The sequence below is a fragment of the Pseudomonas sp. P7779 genome, assembly GCF_013386315.1.
Lineage (GTDB): Bacteria > Pseudomonadota > Gammaproteobacteria > Pseudomonadales > Pseudomonadaceae > Aquipseudomonas.
Map to the genome: position 1 here is coordinate 53,805 of NZ_JACARZ010000018.1, position 15,614 is coordinate 69,418.

The 15,614-nt window shown below is 60.9% G+C and carries 11 protein-coding genes; 6 read left to right on the forward strand and 5 right to left on the reverse strand.

Annotated features, from left to right (window positions below; translation table 11 throughout):
• Positions 1-229 precede the first annotated feature (229 nt).
• Positions 230-1,855, reverse strand: coding sequence for a methyl-accepting chemotaxis protein (locus tag HX869_RS06335; RefSeq protein WP_023659353.1), 1,626 nt, complete (start codon positions 1,853-1,855; stop codon positions 230-232).
• 277 nt (positions 1,856-2,132) lie between these two features.
• Here HX869_RS06335 and HX869_RS06340 point away from each other — a divergent pair, with 277 nt between their 5' ends.
• Both HX869_RS06340 and HX869_RS06345 read left to right on the forward strand, forming a co-directional pair.
• Positions 2,133-2,363, forward strand: a complete 231-nt coding sequence (locus tag HX869_RS06340) for a hypothetical protein (protein WP_010169256.1) — start codon at positions 2,133-2,135, stop codon at positions 2,361-2,363.
• Positions 2,360-2,653, forward strand: a complete 294-nt coding sequence (locus HX869_RS06345; protein WP_003209415.1) for a cell division protein ZapA — start codon at positions 2,360-2,362, stop codon at positions 2,651-2,653. The genes HX869_RS06340 and HX869_RS06345 overlap by 4 nt, the downstream gene beginning before the upstream one ends.
• Here the strand turns inward: HX869_RS06345 and HX869_RS06350 are convergent.
• Positions 2,650-4,452 carry an acyl-CoA dehydrogenase gene (locus HX869_RS06350; protein WP_178902877.1) on the reverse strand — a complete coding sequence of 601 codons (1,803 nt, stop codon included), beginning with the start codon at positions 4,450-4,452 and terminating at the stop codon, positions 2,650-2,652. The two genes, HX869_RS06345 and HX869_RS06350, sit on opposite strands and share 4 nt — an antisense overlap.
• Positions 4,453-4,681: 229 nt before the next feature.
• Entirely contained in the window at positions 4,682-8,635 is a 3,954-nt protein-coding gene (gene putA, locus HX869_RS06355; protein ID WP_178902878.1) for a trifunctional transcriptional regulator/proline dehydrogenase/L-glutamate gamma-semialdehyde dehydrogenase, read from the reverse strand.
• Between the two features lie 29 nt (positions 8,636-8,664).
• Here putA and HX869_RS06360 point away from each other — a divergent pair, with 29 nt between their 5' ends.
• Positions 8,665-8,955: a hypothetical protein gene (locus HX869_RS06360; protein WP_157222894.1), complete on the forward strand. Its 291-nt coding sequence runs from the start codon at positions 8,665-8,667 to the stop codon at positions 8,953-8,955.
• A 138-nt stretch (positions 8,956-9,093) separates the two neighbouring features.
• Positions 9,094-10,578: a sodium/proline symporter PutP gene (putP, locus tag HX869_RS06365; RefSeq protein WP_003209422.1), complete on the forward strand. Its 1,485-nt coding sequence runs from the start codon at positions 9,094-9,096 to the stop codon at positions 10,576-10,578.
• Positions 10,579-10,847: 269 nt separating this feature from the next.
• On the opposite strand, the gene HX869_RS06370 is transcribed toward putP, so the two are convergent.
• Positions 10,848-11,342, reverse strand: a complete 495-nt coding sequence (locus HX869_RS06370) for a DUF2165 family protein (protein ID WP_008439179.1) — start codon at positions 11,340-11,342, stop codon at positions 10,848-10,850.
• 188 nt (positions 11,343-11,530) lie between these two features.
• Here HX869_RS06370 and HX869_RS06375 point away from each other — a divergent pair, with 188 nt between their 5' ends.
• On the forward strand, positions 11,531-13,564 hold the full coding sequence (locus HX869_RS06375) for a type VI secretion system tip protein VgrG (protein WP_178902879.1): 2,034 nt from the start codon (positions 11,531-11,533) through the stop codon (positions 13,562-13,564).
• Entirely contained in the window at positions 13,561-14,274 is a 714-nt protein-coding gene (locus HX869_RS06380; protein ID WP_178902880.1) for a DUF4123 domain-containing protein, read from the forward strand. The genes HX869_RS06375 and HX869_RS06380 overlap by 4 nt, the downstream gene beginning before the upstream one ends.
• Here the strand turns inward: HX869_RS06380 and HX869_RS06385 are convergent.
• On the reverse strand, positions 14,260-15,537 hold the full coding sequence (locus HX869_RS06385) for an O-acetylhomoserine aminocarboxypropyltransferase/cysteine synthase family protein (RefSeq protein ID WP_178902881.1): 1,278 nt from the start codon (positions 15,535-15,537) through the stop codon (positions 14,260-14,262). The genes HX869_RS06380 and HX869_RS06385 overlap by 15 nt on opposite strands.
• Positions 15,538-15,614 lie beyond the last annotated feature (77 nt).

Genomic DNA, 15,614 nt, shown 5'->3' on the forward strand with positions numbered 1-15,614 from the left:
GTACTCCATGAGCAGGAAAGACGAGGCGCAAACTGACCATGCAGTCTGCGTGCCAGCGATTCTAACCTGTTGAATTGCTGTGCTGTCAAAAAGGTTTTGAATGGCTGGCGCATATTCAATGTGGGAGCGGGCTTGCTCGCGAAAGCGGTGTGTCAGTCGCCTTATGCGTATCTGATCCACCGCATTCGCGAGCAAGCCCGCTCCCACATTTTTAGCCCTGCGGTATCCGTTAAAGCCTGAACCGCCCCACCATCCCGTTCAAATCCACCGCCAACCGCGACAGCTCACTGCTCGCCGCACTGGTCTGGCTGGCGCCGGTCGCCGACTGCACCGACAAGTCACGAATATTCACCAGGTTGCGATCCACTTCCCGCGCCACCTGCGCCTGCTCTTCAGCGGCACTGGCGATCACCAGGTTGCGCTCGTTGATTTCAACGATGGCGGTATTGATGGTGTCCAGCGACATCCCCGCACCCTTGGCGATGTTCAACGTCGATTCCGCCCGCTCGGTGCTGTTGCGCATCGAATCCACTGCATGCTCGGTACCGGCCTGAATGCTGCCGATCATCCGCTCGATTTCGCTGGTGGACTGTTGGGTGCGGTGGGCCAGGGCCCGCACCTCATCCGCCACCACCGCAAAACCACGCCCGGCTTCACCGGCACGCGCCGCTTCAATCGCGGCGTTCAGGGCCAGCAGGTTGGTCTGGTCAGCCAAGCCACGAATCACGTCCAGCACCTTGCCGATGTCCCGGGACTCTTCCGCCAGGTTGCCGATCAAGGTGGCAGTGGCTTGCACGTCGCTGCTCATGCGTTCAATGGCGCTGACGGTTTCCTGCACCAAATCACGTCCATCGCCCGCAGACGACGTGGCGTTCTTCGAGGCTTCGGAAGTGCTGACCGCGTTGCGGGCCACTTCTTCAACCGCGCTGGTCATCTCGTTCACCGCCGTGGCGGCCTGTTCGATTTCGTTGTTTTGCTGGGTCAGGCCACGGGCGCTTTCGTCGGTCACGGCATTCAGCTCTTCCGCGGCGGAGGCCAATTGGGTGGCCGAGCCGGAAATGCGCTGCAAGGTGTCCTTCAATTTGTCCTGCATCTTGGCCATTGCCAACAGTAGTCGGCCGGCTTCGTCGTTGCCTTCCACCTTGATCGGGCGCGTCAGGTTGCCTTCGGCGATTTCCTCGGCGGCATCCAGGGCCTGGGCGATCGGCAGGGTGATGCTGCGGGTCAGCAACCAGGCGAACAGCATGGTCAGCGCCGTGGCGAGGATCAGCAGGATCACCACCAGCTCAAACGCCATGTCGTACTGGTCGGCGGCTTGCTGGTTGGTGGCCAGCGCCATCTTGTTGTTGATGTCCAGCAGGCGGTTCAATACGGCGTTGACCTGATCCGAGTTGTTCAGCAGCTCGGTATTCAGCAGCGTGCGCAGCTCTTCAACCTGATTGGCCCGTGACAGGCTCTTCATGCGCTCTTCAATCTGATGGTACTGGGCCAGCAGACGCACGTATTCATCGTAGGCAGCACGTTCTTCGCTGCTGTCGATCAACTTCTCGTAGACCGCCTGGGCCGTACGAATCTGCTGATTGCGCACGTCAAAAGACTCAAGGGTCTTTTGCTGGACGTCAGGCTCGCGGTTGGTCAGCAGGCGATACGACAGCACCCGCAGGCGCAGGGTCAGTTGAGTGAACTCGTCCAGGGCGCGAATGCTCGGCACGCTGCTAAGGGTGATGTCTTCCGTCGCCGCACGGATCTTGCTCATCTGGTTCAGTGCGAACACACCGAGAAACAACATCAGCGCGCCAATCAACGCGAAGCCGAGAAAGGCCCGCGGCGCGATATTCATATTACGAAGAGACATGTTGTGATCCTGGGGAGAAGCGCGATCCATGCGGGGTTTGAGCGGGGTGTCCATGACCTATCGGTCATACGACTAAAGTCTTGAGGGGGTGCGCGCTTTTGTCGCAGATCGGGGCGGGCCGACGGGATTCAGGAACCAGATGCCATAAATGCAGTCACTAAGGCTCGAAAGCGTGGCCTGCCCTGTAAAATCAAGGCCCCGCGCCAGGGATAACCCTGGCATCCGAGGTGAATTTTCTTTATCGTCACCGCCCTTTGAAAAAGCCCGAGAAATCAAAATGTTAGAAGCATCCCTCAGCCAATTGGAACAACTGGTCAGCGACCTGGTACAGCAGAACCAGGATCTACTGGGCACCAACGAATCCCTCAAGGCCGAACTGGCTCGTGCCAAGGATGAAAACGACAGCTTGCAGCTGAACCTGATGGAACAGGAAGAAAAGCAGGGCGCCACCGCTGCCCGTATCCAGGCGTTGGTTGAGCGTGTGAGCGCAGGTCCTGTCGGCGCATGAATGAAGGGATAAAGGTCGTTTCGATTCTCGGTGAGGATTACTCGATCAAGGCACCGGAGGGGGAAGACAACACCCTGATGAGCGCCGTGACGATGCTCAAGGCATCCCTGGCCACCACCAAGAAAAAGTACCCGACGTTGATCGGTGACAAGCTATTGGTGCTGGCGGCGCTGAACCTGTGCGCCGAGCAGATCGAAATGCAAAAGCACCATCAGCAGGAACTCGACCGTTACCAAGAGCAAGTCAGCGCCACGGTCGAGGTGATTTCCAAGGCAATCGGAACGCCTTAGAACCACTCATCCTGCATCCCCAGGCACGTGTCATCGCGTGCCTCGAGAATCGCCAGTTCATGATGGCAGCCCGGTATTTCCCATGTCAGGAAGTACCGGGCTGCCTGGAGCTTGCCCTTATAGAAGGCGACATCGGCAGCATTGCCCCTGGCCAGCCCTTCCTCGGCGCGAATTGCCTGTTCCAGCCAGCGCCAGCCAATCACCGTATGCCCGAACACCTTCAGGTACAGCGCCGAATTCGCCAGGCTGCTGTTGACCTTGCCCTGGGCGAGATCCGTCAACAGGCCGAGGGTGACTTCTTGCAGGCGCGCCACCAGTTGTTCCAGCGGTTCCCGCAAGGCATTCAGCGACGGATACTCCTGTGCCCGTGCGCCGGTCTCGGCGATCAGGCGGATCAGTTGCTTCAAGCCCGCACCGCCGTTCTGCGCCAGTTTGCGCCCGAGCAAGTCCAGCGACTGAATTCCGTGGGTGCCTTCATGGATCGGGTTCAGGCGGTTGTCGCGGTAGTACTGTTCCACCGGGTATTCGCGGGTGTAGCCGTGGCCGCCGAGGATCTGGATCGCCAGTTCGTTGGCCTTCAGGCAAAACTCCGATGGCCAGGATTTGACGATCGGCGTCAGCAGGTCCAGCAGTTCGTGGGCCTGTTTGCGCGCAGCTTCGGTTTCCAGGGTGGTGGTGTCGTCGAACAGGCGCGCGGCGTACAAGCCAAGGTCGAAGGCGCCTTCCACGTAGGCTTTTTGGGTCAACAGCATGCGTTTGATATCGGCGTGCTGGATGATCGACACCGGCGCGGTGTTGGGATCCTTGCTGTCGGGCAAGCGGCCTTGCGGACGTTCACGGGCATATTCCAGGGAATACAGGTAGCCGGCGTAACCCAGCATCACCGCGCCCATGCCCACGCCGATCCGCGCTTCGTTCATCATCTGGAACATGCAACTCAGGCCCTGATGCGGCTGGCCCACCAGGTAGCCGACGCACTCGCCGTTATCGCCGAAATTCAACGCGGTCGAGGTGGTGCCACGCCAGCCCATCTTGTGAAACAGCCCGGCCAGCAGCACATCGTTGCGCTTGCCCAGGCTGCCGTCGTCGTTGACCAGGAACTTGGGCACGATAAACAGCGAAATGCCCTTCACCCCGGCAGGTGCGTCCGGCAGCTTGGCCAGCACCATGTGCACGATGTTCTCCGACAGCGGGTGATCGCCGCCGGAGATGAAGATCTTGTTGCCCTTGAGGCGATAGCTGCCATCAGCCGCCGGCTCTGCGCGGGTACGAATATCCGACAGCGATGAGCCCGCATGGGGCTCGGTCAGCGCCATGGTGCCAAAGAAGCGGCCTTCGATCATCGGTTGCAGGAAGCGTTGCTTCTGCTCCTCGGTGCCGAAGCTCTCGATCAGGTTGGCGGCGCCCATGGTCAGGAACGGGTAGGACGTAGATGCGGCGTTGGCCGACTGGAAGTGGGCGAAACACGCCTGGGAGAGCAGGGTGGGCAGTTGCATGCCACCGGCTTCGAAGCTGCGGGCGGCGTTGAGAAAACCGGCTTCGAGGAAGGCATCTACCGCCGGTTTCACCTCGGGAATCAGAATCGCCTGACCGTTTTCGTAGCGGGGCTCGTTCTCGTCGCCCTTGCGGTTATGCGGGGCGAAGAACTTCTCGGCAATGCTGCGGGCGGTGCCGATGGCGGCGTCGAAGGTTTCACGGTTGTGTTCGGCAAACCGCTCGCGCTGGGTCAGGCCCTCGGCATCGAGGACTTCGTACAGCTCGAAAGCCAGATTGCGGGAACTGAGCAGCGTCTCGGACATGGCGGCTTACCTGTGTGGGAATGGGCCTGAGTCTAAGTGCGCAAATAGAGGCTGGATAGCAAGATTGATCTGGGTGATGGAGGAGCAAAACAACAGCGGTGAGTTGCAAACACGGTCAGTGTGGGAGCGGGCTTGCTCGCGAATGCGGTGGATCAGTCAGTACATCTGGCGACTGACACTGCGCATTCGCGAGCAAGCCCGCTCCCACATTTTGACCGCGTTTCGTCAGTTAGCCGATAGTCATCAGGCTGGCATTACCACCCGCAGCAGCAGTGTTGACGCTCAACGCCCGTTCGATCACCAGGCGCTCCAGGGCAATCCCGGTTTCGCCCGAAGACAAACCGTGAACCCCGACAATCGCCCCGCCACGCTTGGCCACTTGCTGGCAAACCCCGCGCAGTTGGTCGGAATCACCGTGATGCAGCACGGCATCAAACACGGTTTCATCCTTGGTCCAGTCAGCCACCCGCGTGATCTTCGCCTGAATATCCTTCGGCAAGCGTGCGAACACGGCCTTGGTCAATTCAGTTTCCGGCCATACCGCCGAGCCGCCGACTGCCAGCACGGCCGCCAGTTGCGTCAGCAGGTCGCCTTCCACTTCCGCCAGGCACAACACGTGCTCGCGGGGCAGGATGGCATAGCTGTTGCGCTCGCCGGTCGGGCCGGCCAGTTGGCGGGTGATACCGCTTTGGGATTGCGCGGCGAACTGCACGCACAGGGCGCTCAAGTCGCTCAGCTTGTTGCTGTCGGCCCAGGCTTTCAGGGCGGTCAGCGGCTTGCTCATGGCCTCCCGCAGGCGAACATCCGGTGCGGCCAGTGCATCACCACGAACGAAGGATTGCTCGATGGCGTCCGTAGGACGGGTCGACAGCAGACGGTACAGATACAGCGGGCCGCCAGCTTTCGGGCCAGTGCCCGACAAGCCTTCGCCACCGAACGGCTGCACGCCGACCACGGCACCCACGATGTTGCGGTTAACGTAGACGTTACCGGCATGGACGTTGTCGATCACCTTGGCGATGGTCTCGTCGATGCGGGTGTGCACGCCCAGGGTCAGGCCATAGCCGGAGGCATTGATCTGGCCGATAAGCTGGTCGATCTCTTTGCGCTTGTAGCGCACCACGTGCAGCACCGGGCCGAAGATCTCCCGTTGCAGTTCGTCGAAGCTTTCCAGTTCGATCAGGGTTGGCATCACGAAGGTGCCGCGCTTGATCTCTTCGCTATCGGCAATGGCGACCTGGTAAACGTTGCGGCCTTTGTCGCGCATGGCCTGGATATGTTTCTCGATGCCAGCCTTGGCTTCGGCGTCGATCACCGGGCCGATATCCACCGACAGGCGCTCCGGGTTGCCGAGGCGGCATTCAGCCATGGCACCTTTAAGCATTTCGATGACGCGGTCAGCGGAATCTTCCTGCAAGCACAGTACGCGCAGGGCCGAGCAACGTTGGCCGGCACTGTCGAAGGCCGAGGACACTACGTCGATCACCACTTGTTCGGTGAGCGCCGAGGAGTCGACGATCATTGCGTTCTGGCCACCGGTTTCGGCGATCAGCGGAATCGGACGACCCTGTGCATCCAGACGGCCGGCGACACTGCGTTGCAGCAAGCGCGCAACCTCGGTGGAACCGGTGAACATCACGCCCTTGACGCGATCATCACCCACCAGGCGCGCACCGACGGTTTCGCCCTGGCCCGGCAGCAGTTGCAGCACGCCTTCCGGAATCCCGGCTTCCAGCAGCAGGCGCACGGCTTGTGCGGCCACCAGCGGCGTTTGTTCGGCAGGCTTGGCCAGTACCGGGTTGCCGGCGGCCAGCGCAGCGGCGACCTGGCCACTGAAGATCGCCAGCGGGAAGTTCCACGGGCTGATGCACACCACGGGGCCCAGCGGGCGGTGAGCGTCGTTGGTGAAATCGTTGCGAGCCTGCACCGCGTAGTAACGCAGGAAGTCCACGGCTTCACGCACTTCGGCGATGGCGTTGGCGAAGGTCTTGCCGGCTTCGCGGGCCAGCAGGCCCATCAGCGGCTGGATCTCGCCTTCCATCAGGTCGGCGGCACGTTCCAGGATCGCGGCGCGTTCGGCGGGCGGGGTGGCCTGCCAGATTGGCGCAGCGTTCAGGGCACACTGGATGGCGTTGTCGACGTCTTCGACAGTTGCTTCCTGTACGTGGCCGACCACGTCACGCAGGTCAGAGGGGTTCAGCACCGGCACAGCGGCTTCATTGCTGGAAGCGCAACCGAGCATCGGCGCGGCTTTCCAGTTGTTATGCGCGGTAGCCAGCAAGGCGCAGGACAGCGACGCCAGGCGGTGTTCGTTGGCCAGGTCGATACCGGCGGAGTTGGCGCGCTCGGCACCATACAGGTCACGCGGCAGCGGGATACGCGGGTGCGGCAGGCCGAAGCCGCCTTCCAGCGTCGCCATCTGCTCGATGCTGGCCACTGGATCGGCCACCAGCTCCTGGATCGAGATGGATTGGTCGGCAATACGGTTGACAAACGAGGTGTTGGCGCCGTTTTCCAGCAGGCGACGCACCAGGTAAGCCAGCAGTGTTTCGTGGGTGCCGACGGGTGCGTACACGCGGCACGGACGGTTCAGCTTGCCTTCGGAGACCTTGCCTACAACCTGCTCGTACAGAGGCTCGCCCATGCCGTGCAGGCATTGGAACTCGTACTGGCCGGGGTAATAGTTCTGACCGGCAATATGGTAAATCGCCGACAAGGTGTGAGCGTTGTGGGTGGCGAACTGCGGGTAGATAACTTCCGGTACCGAAAGCAGTTTGCGTGCGCAGGCAATGTAGGAAACGTCGGTGTACACCTTGCGGGTGTACACCGGATAGCCTTCCAGGCCTTCGACCTGGGCGCGCTTGATTTCGCTGTCCCAGTACGCGCCTTTTACCAGGCGGATCATCAGGCGGTGGCGGCTGCGGCGTGCCAGGTCGATCACGTAGTCGATCACATACGGGCAACGCTTCTGGTAAGCCTGGATCACAAAACCGATACCGTTCCAGCCGGTCAGTTGCGGCTCGAAGCACAGGCGTTCCAGCAGGTCGAGGGACAGCTCCAGGCGATCGGCTTCTTCGGCGTCGATGTTCAAACCGATATCGTATTGCTTGGCCAGCAGGGTCAGCGACAGCAGGCGCGGGTACAACTCGTCCATCACGCGCTCGTACTGCGCACGGCTGTAACGCGGGTGCAGGGCCGAGAGCTTGATGGAAATGCCCGGGCCTTCATAAATCCCGCGACCGTGGGACGCCTTGCCGATCGAGTGGATGGCTTGTTCGTACGAGGCCAGGTATTTCTGGGCGTCATGTTCGGTAAGTGCGGCTTCACCGAGCATGTCGTAGGAATAGCGGAAGCCCTTGGCTTCGAACTTGCTCGCATTGGCCAGGGCTTCGGCGATGGTTTCACCGGTGACGAACTGCTCGCCCATCAGGCGCATGGCCATGTCGACGCCCTTGCGGATCATCGGCTCGCCGCTCTTGCCGATGATGCGGCTCAGGGACGAGGTCAGGCCGGCTTCGTTGTGGGTGGCGACCAGTTTGCCGGTCAGCAACAGGCCCCAGGTGGCGGCGTTGACGAACAGCGACGGGCTGTTGCCCAGGTGCGGGTGCCAGTTGCCGGTGCTGATCTTGTCGCGGATCAGTGCGTCGCGGGTGCCCTTGTCCGGGATGCGCAGCAGCGCTTCGGCGAGGCACATCAGCGCTACGCCTTCCTGGGACGACAGGGAGAATTCCTGCAGCAGGCCCTGGACGATGCCTGCACGGCCGCCGGCGCTTTTCTGGTTGCGCAGTTTCTCGGCGATCGAAGAGGCGAGCTTGTTGGTGGCCTCGGCCATTGCCGCGGGCAGGCGAGCCTGCTCGATCAGCATCGGCACCACTTCCGGCTCCGGGCGACGGTAGGCGGCGGTGATCGAGGCGCGCAGTACGGATTGCGGCAGGATGCTTTCGGCAAATTCCAGAAAGCACTGGTGGGCGTGGTCGGTCTGGACCTCGCCGGCTTCTTCCGCGTCCTTGCTGCCCAGGCCGTTGAGCTCGGCCAGGGTTGCACCACCCTCGAGTTTCTCCAGGTAATTGAAAATCGCCTGCTTGATCAGCCAGTGCGGCGTGCGATCAATGGAGGTCGCGGCCGCCTTCAGGCGCTCGCGGGTCGGGTCGTCAAGTTTGACCCCAAGGGTGGTCGTAGCCATCTTTTTATCCTCATGGGTGCCACTACTGCGTGGCATCAGCTGGCGGCAAGATTAGCTTTGCGCCGAGAGAGGTGCAACCGGGTGCAACCCTTTTTATCCATGAATTTTTTGATGCTGATCGGGAAAAATTATCGCCGCAGCCGAATCGGCTGCGCCTTGGTGCATTTGCTTATGACTTTGGCTGCTCTTGCTCCGAAAAGGAGCAAAAACACGGTGTTTTCCACAAAAAACATCGAGGTGCAACTTATTCTCAAGAAACTGGTTGCACCTTATTTGCTTTGTTGAATAGCATTCGCGCCCAAGGTGCAACCTCTTACTGACGGTTCATCGGCTGATGGCTTTCCTGGGGAAACGTCAGTCATAAATGCGCGGCGCCAGGCTTCGTCTATCCACTAGCAAAGTGGATGGCCGTCCGGACAGACCGCCGCTACATAAAAACAAAGCCAGGGCGTAACTCAATGAGCGTAAGTAATCCTACCCTGATCACATTTGTGATCTATATCGCTGCCATGGTGCTGATCGGCTTCATGGCCTATCGCTCCACCAACAACCTTTCCGACTACATCCTCGGCGGTCGCAGCCTCGGCAGCGTGGTTACCGCGCTTTCGGCCGGTGCCTCGGACATGAGCGGCTGGTTGCTGATGGGCTTGCCCGGCGCGATCTACATGTCTGGCCTGTCGGAAAGCTGGATTGCCATCGGCCTGATCGTCGGTGCCTACCTGAACTGGCTGTTTGTAGCCGGCCGCCTGCGGGTGCAGACCGAGCACAACGGCGACGCCCTGACCCTGCCGGATTACTTCTCCAGCCGTTTCGAAGATAAAAGCGGCCTGCTGCGAATCATCTCTGCGGTGGTGATCCTGGTGTTCTTCACCATCTACTGCGCTTCCGGCATCGTGGCTGGCGCCCGTCTGTTTGAAAGCACCTTCGGCATGTCCTACGAGACCGCGCTGTGGGCCGGTGCTGCCGCAACCATTGCCTACACCTTCGTCGGTGGTTTCCTGGCCGTGAGCTGGACCGACACCGTGCAAGCCACGCTGATGATCTTCGCCTTGTTGCTGACCCCGATCATCGTGCTGCTGGCCACCGGTGGCGTCGACACCACCTTCCTGGCGATCGAAGCGCAGAACCCTGACAACTTCAACATGCTGAAAAACACCACCTTCATCGGCATCATTTCGCTGATGGGCTGGGGCCTGGGTTACTTCGGCCAGCCGCACATCCTCGCGCGTTTCATGGCGGCGGATTCGGTGAAATCGATTGCCAATGCCCGTCGTATCTCCATGACCTGGATGATCCTGTGCCTGGGCGGCACCGTGGCGGTGGGCTTCTTCGGTATCGCCTACTTCTCGGCGCACCCGGAAGTCGCCGGTCCCGTGACCGAGAACCACGAGCGTGTGTTCATCGAGTTGGCCAAGCTGCTCTTCAACCCATGGATTGCCGGTGTGCTGCTGTCGGCCATCCTGGCGGCGGTAATGAGCACCCTGAGCTGCCAGTTGCTGGTGTGCTCCAGTGCCCTCACCGAAGACTTCTACAAAACCTTCCTGCGTAAAAACGCCTCCCAGGTCGAGCTGGTATGGGTCGGTCGCGCCATGGTGCTGTTGGTGGCGCTGATTGCCATCGCCATGGCCGCCAACCCGGAAAACCGCGTACTGGGCCTGGTGAGTTACGCCTGGGCCGGTTTCGGTGCTGCGTTCGGTCCTGTGGTACTGATCTCCGTACTGTGGAAAGGCATGACGCGTAATGGCGCATTGGCCGGCATCCTGGTGGGTGCGATCACCGTGATCGTGTGGAAGCACTTCAGCCTGTTTGGCCTGTACGAAATCATCCCGGGCTTCATCTTCGCCAGCCTGGCGATCTACTTCGTGAGCAAGCTGGGCGCTCCGACGGCTGGCATGCTTCAGCGGTTTGACGCAGCCGAGGCGGATTACAACCTCAACAAGTAATCGGCGGGGGCTTGAATGCCCGCTGAAGTGAAAACGGCCCGCATCTTTTGGATGACGGGCCGTTTTTTTTGCCTTCCAGATCTCGCAGTGTTGTTTTCACAGGTTCAGATGATCACTGAAGTAAACGGCCAATGTAAGCGCTCGCCTGGTGGCTGTGAGCGTTGAATGTGAGGCGGTTTTTATACTTTGGGAAAAGGGCTACAAACTACCGTCAGCTATCTGACAGTAGTTTGTGAAAGGGCATCCACCGATTTTGAATTCGTGGTTTTTCAGTCGTGGTCAGTGTCCGGCTGGTTGAGAAAAATCAGCACACCCAGGATCGCCATATAGAACTTGAACGCCGCTTCCTGGCCGTTCCACTGATGGGATTGCCACATCAGGAACCACTCGCCGCCGATCACCATAAAGCCGAAGAACCACACCACGAAACCCAGGGTCAGCCCGACGATTGCGCTTTTCTTGGCGCGATTGAAGTCGATACCTGTGGCACGACGAGCCCGCCACAAGGCCAGTGCTCCACGCGCCAGCAGCACGGCCGTCAGTGCTTCACCGGCGATGATCAGCCAATATGCACCGTGCCACAGCCATGGGGTGGTGATGGCGCGATACATCGCGGCGTTGCCGGGGAAGGTGGTGTCCATGCTCAGCACATGTTTGACGAAGGCAAAGTTGGAGCCGTAGTCGGTGATGTTGCTGAAGGCCACGAGTGTGGCGAAGGCTGCCAGGGCAAGGGTCAGGACGATTTTTGCGTAGCGGGTGGCCATGTTTTTTCCATTGTCATGGGGCGACGGGGGACGAATAAGCTAGCACGCTGGTGGTAGGGCTTCGATGCCTGATACATGAAGATTAAAGCGCCTGCGATGTAGGGATTTACTGATTTGCCTGCAGCGCACTCAGCTCGGCAAACAGCTGGTGCAGAATCGGCCACCCACTACTCGCAGAGAAACACCGGATGTTCGCTCCTGCCAATCAAAGTGCCTTTAGCCTGACCCTCGACGGTGTGCCAAGTGTTCTCAAGGTACGTGAGTTCACTGGCGATGAATTCATCAGCCTGCCCTATCGTTTTGACCTTGAACTGGTCAGCGAGCAACCCGACCTTGACCTGGAAAGCTTGATGCATCGCCAGGCGTTCCTGGGGTTTGATGCGCATGGCCATGGTATTCATGGCCAGGTTTATCGGGTGGCACAAGGCGACTCGGGCAAGCGCCTGACGCGTTATCAGATCACGCTGGTTCCGCGGTTGGCTTATCTTGAGCACAGCGCTCACCAGCGGATTTTCCAGAACCGGACGGTGCCGCAGATCATTGCACTGGTGCTGGAAGGGCAGGGTATCCAGGCGGATGCCTTCTCGTTTCAACTGAGCGGGGTGTACCCCGAGCGTGAGTACTGCGTTCAGTTTGGCGAAACCGATCTGGCGTTCATCCAGCGCTTGTGCGCCGAGTCGGGCATTCACTACCACTTCCAGCATCACCCCGAGCGCCACCTTTTGGTGTTCGGCGATGACCAGAGCGTGTTCGCCCAGCCTGAGCAAGCCACTCAATACGCGGCGGGTTCGGGGATGGTTGCCGACACGCCGGTGATCAAGCGTTTTACCCTGCGGTTGAAGACCCGTACCACCGATGTGAATCTGCGGGACTACGACTTCAGAAAGCCACGCCTGAGCTTGGAAAGCACGGTGTCCGGCGGCCAGCGTCCCATGCTGGAGGAACAGTGTTATCCCGGGAATTTTACGGATCGCGCTCAGGGTAAATACCTGGCGCAACGTAGGTTGGAGCGCCATCGCGGTGACTTTCGCCAGGCCAGTGGCCATAGCGACCAGCCGTCCCTGGTCAGCGGGCGGTTCCTGAGGATGGAAGGGCATCCTCGCCAGGAATGGAATGATTTGTGGCTGGTCACCCAGGTGACGCATGCAGGGCGCCAGCCTCAGGTGCTGGAGGAGTCGACCATCGACGCCTCAGGTGATGAATCGGCTCAGGGCTACAGCAATCACTTTGTCGTAACGCCATGGGAGGTGCCGTTTCGAACACCGCTGCTGGTATCGCGACCGCCGGTGTCTGGCTATCAAAACGCCGTGGTTACAGGGCCGGCAGGCAGCGAGATCCATTGTGACGAGTATGGCCGGGTCAAGGTGCAGATGGCCTGGGATCGCGCCGGGGAGCACGACGAACATTCCAGTTGCTGGCTGCGGGTGGCCAGTGGCTGGGCCCATGAGCACTACGGCTCGGTGTTGATCCCGCGGGTGGGCATGGAGGTGCTGGTGGGTTTCGTCGACGGCGACGCCGACACGCCGCTGGTGGTCGGTTGCCTGGCCAATGCCGCCACGCCGGTGCCGCTGGACCTGCCAGCCGACAAGACCCGCAGCATCTTCCGTAGCCAGACCAGCCCCGGCGGCGGTGGCTACAACGAGCTGCGCATCGAGGACCGCAAGGGTGCCGAGGAAATCTACCTGCGCGCCCAGCGCAACTGGACCCAGCATGTACTGCACGACCAGCACGTGCAGGTCGACAACCGGCGCGACGTGATCGTCAAAGGCCTTGATCGTCACGAGCTTCAGGGCGAAGAACAGCGCACCACCCACGGCAACCGCCTGACCGAACTCAAGCAGGACGATCACCTGATGGTCGCGGGCTCCCAGCAGGTACGTGCCGGGTTGACCATTCACATCGGTGCCGGGCAAAACGTCGTTATTGATGCGGGTGCCAGCGTGACCCTCCAGGCCGGTGGGCAGTGGATCAACGTTTCGGCGGGCGGGATTTTCAGCAGCACGCAAATCCAGCTTGGCGGCTCCCCGGCACCGGCGGGAGCGCCGCTGACGCCGGGGCTGCAGGAAAAGTTGCTGGCGGTAATACCTGCACCGTTGAGTGCCGTCCAGGTGTTAAGCCTGAAGCGCAGCGCACCCTTTTGCGAAGAGTGCGAGCGCTGCAGGAATGGCGTGTGCAATACGCCCCTGCATCGCAATACATCACTGCCCGCGGGTGCGCCATGATTTCTCCCGGGCAGTGGCTTGAGGCTGCGCCGTTGCAGGCGGGCGAGCAGTTGTTTGCGGTGATGGGCAATGCCAGCGACTGCAAGCCGCTCGATGCGTGGCGGCGTACCGACGGACGTGCACTTAGCCCCATCTGGGCGGGCAGCGAGTATGCAGCGTGGGAGGAGGTCATGCCCTACGTCGCGGTGGTCGCCGTGGACAGCGCTTTTCTGAAATGGGCCGCCGAATGCGAAGGTATCGACTGGGGTTGGCTGGCGGTGTCGTCCTGTTCCTTGCACACCGTCGTCGAGCATCTGCGCAGCCTGACCAAGGTACTGTTGCCGGAAGGGCCGGCGGTGTTCTTTCGCTTCTGGGACGGTGCTTATGCCCTGCCTGTGTTGCAGGCGCTGGGGCCACAGGCAAAGGAGTTGCTCCCGGTGTTCAGTCGCTACTGGATCAATGGTCGCCAGCATGAGGTAGCGGTTACAGCGGCGGGAGCGGCGAAGCCCGGCCCATGGTGGCAAGTGCCGCCGCATGTTCTCCAGCACCTGGGTGAGCAATCGAGCGTTACGCAGGTGGACAACCTGTTGCAATGGCTGGAAGAACAGCGCCCGGACCTGTACAGCGCCTTTGTGCCGGCGACCTTGAAGCACAAGGTCGCCTGGTTCGTGCGCCGGCCGGATGTCAGCCATCAGGCGCTGGCCGCCTGGCTGGCCTCAGAGCTGGGTTGAGGTCAGCGACTGCTGCAGGTCCTCGATCAGGTCTTCAATGGCCTCGATGCCCACCGACAGGCGAATCATCTCCGGCTTCACCCCGGCCTTCGCCTGCTCCTGTTCATTCATCTGGCGATGGGTGGTGGACGCCGGGTGGCAGGCCAGGGACTTGGCATCGCCAATGTTCACCAGGCGCTTGAAGATCTGCAGCGAATCGTAGAAACGCACGCCTGCCTCATAACCACCCTTCAGGCCGAAGGACAGAATCGCCGACGGTTTGCCCTGCATGTATTTCTGCGCCAGGTGATGGTGGGGGTGATCCGGCAGGCCGGCGTAGCTGACCCACTCCACCAGTGCGTGGTCTTGCAGGAAGTGGGCAATCTTCAAGGCGTTTTCGGTGTGGCGCTCCATGCGCAGGGCCAGGGTTTCCAGGCCTTGCAGCAGCAGGAATGCATTCATCGGCGCCAGGGCCGCGCCGGTGTTGCGCAGCGGCACGGTACGGGCGCGGGCAATGAACGCCGCCGGGCCGAATTTTTCGGTATAGACCACACCGTGATAGGCCGGCTCCGGCTGGTTGAGGCCGGGGAATTTCTCCGGGTACTGGGTCCAGGGAAAGGTGCCGCTGTCGACGATCACGCCACCCAGCGAGTTGCCGTGGCCGCCCACGTATTTGGTCACCGAATGCACGACGATGTCCGCGCCGAACTGGATCGGCTTGCACAGGATTGGCGTGGCCACGGTGTTGTCCACCATCAGCGGCACGCCACGGGCGTGGGCGACGTTGGCCAGGGCTTCGATATCGATGATATTGCCTGCCGGGTTGCCGATGCTCTCGCAGTACACCAGTTTGGTGTTGTCATCGATCAGCTCGGCGATGGCTTCGGCGCAGTCGTCACGGGCGAAGCGCACGTCAACACCGAAGCTCGGCAGCAAGTGGGCGAACAGGGTGTAGGTGCCACCGTACAGTTGCGGGGTGGTGACGATGTTGTCACCGGCACGGGTCAGGGTCTGGATCGCGTAGTGGATCGCCGCGCTGCCGGCCGACACCGCCAGGGCCGCGATGCCGCCTTCCAGCGCCGCGATGCGTTGCTCCAGCACGTCGTTGGTGGGGTTCATGATGCGCGTGTAGATATTGCCGGGCACGTCGAGGTTGAACAGGTCGGCGCCGTGCTGGGCGTTATCGAATTCGAAAGCGACGTTCTGGTAGATCGGCACGGCGACGGCCTTGGTAGTCGGGTCCGACTTGAAGCCATGGTGCAAAGCGATGGTGGCGTCTTTCATGAGTTGTTATGACCTCCATGGATAATTGCTCGCCACAATAAATCCGCTTTCGCACCGCCAATTAGACTATTTTCGGC

Bases quoted from the DNA above. Each gene is read 5' to 3' on its own strand.
- HX869_RS06335 (WP_023659353.1), bottom strand. From the start codon at position 1,855: ATGTCTCTTCGTAATATGAATATCGCGCCGCGGGCCTTTCTCGGCTTC.
- HX869_RS06340 (WP_010169256.1), top strand. From the start codon at position 2,133: ATGTTAGAAGCATCCCTCAGCCAATTGGAACAACTGGTCAGCGACCTG.
- HX869_RS06345 (WP_003209415.1), top strand. From the start codon at position 2,360: ATGAATGAAGGGATAAAGGTCGTTTCGATTCTCGGTGAGGATTACTCG.
- HX869_RS06350 (WP_178902877.1), bottom strand. From the start codon at position 4,452: ATGTCCGAGACGCTGCTCAGTTCCCGCAATCTGGCTTTCGAGCTGTAC.
- putA (WP_178902878.1), bottom strand. From the start codon at position 8,635: ATGGCTACGACCACCCTTGGGGTCAAACTTGACGACCCGACCCGCGAG.
- putP (WP_003209422.1), top strand. From the start codon at position 9,094: ATGAGCGTAAGTAATCCTACCCTGATCACATTTGTGATCTATATCGCT.
- HX869_RS06370 (WP_008439179.1), bottom strand. From the start codon at position 11,342: ATGGCCACCCGCTACGCAAAAATCGTCCTGACCCTTGCCCTGGCAGCC.
- HX869_RS06375 (WP_178902879.1), top strand. From the start codon at position 11,531: ATGTTCGCTCCTGCCAATCAAAGTGCCTTTAGCCTGACCCTCGACGGT.
- HX869_RS06380 (WP_178902880.1), top strand. From the start codon at position 13,561: ATGATTTCTCCCGGGCAGTGGCTTGAGGCTGCGCCGTTGCAGGCGGGC.
- HX869_RS06385 (WP_178902881.1), bottom strand. From the start codon at position 15,537: ATGAAAGACGCCACCATCGCTTTGCACCATGGCTTCAAGTCGGACCCG.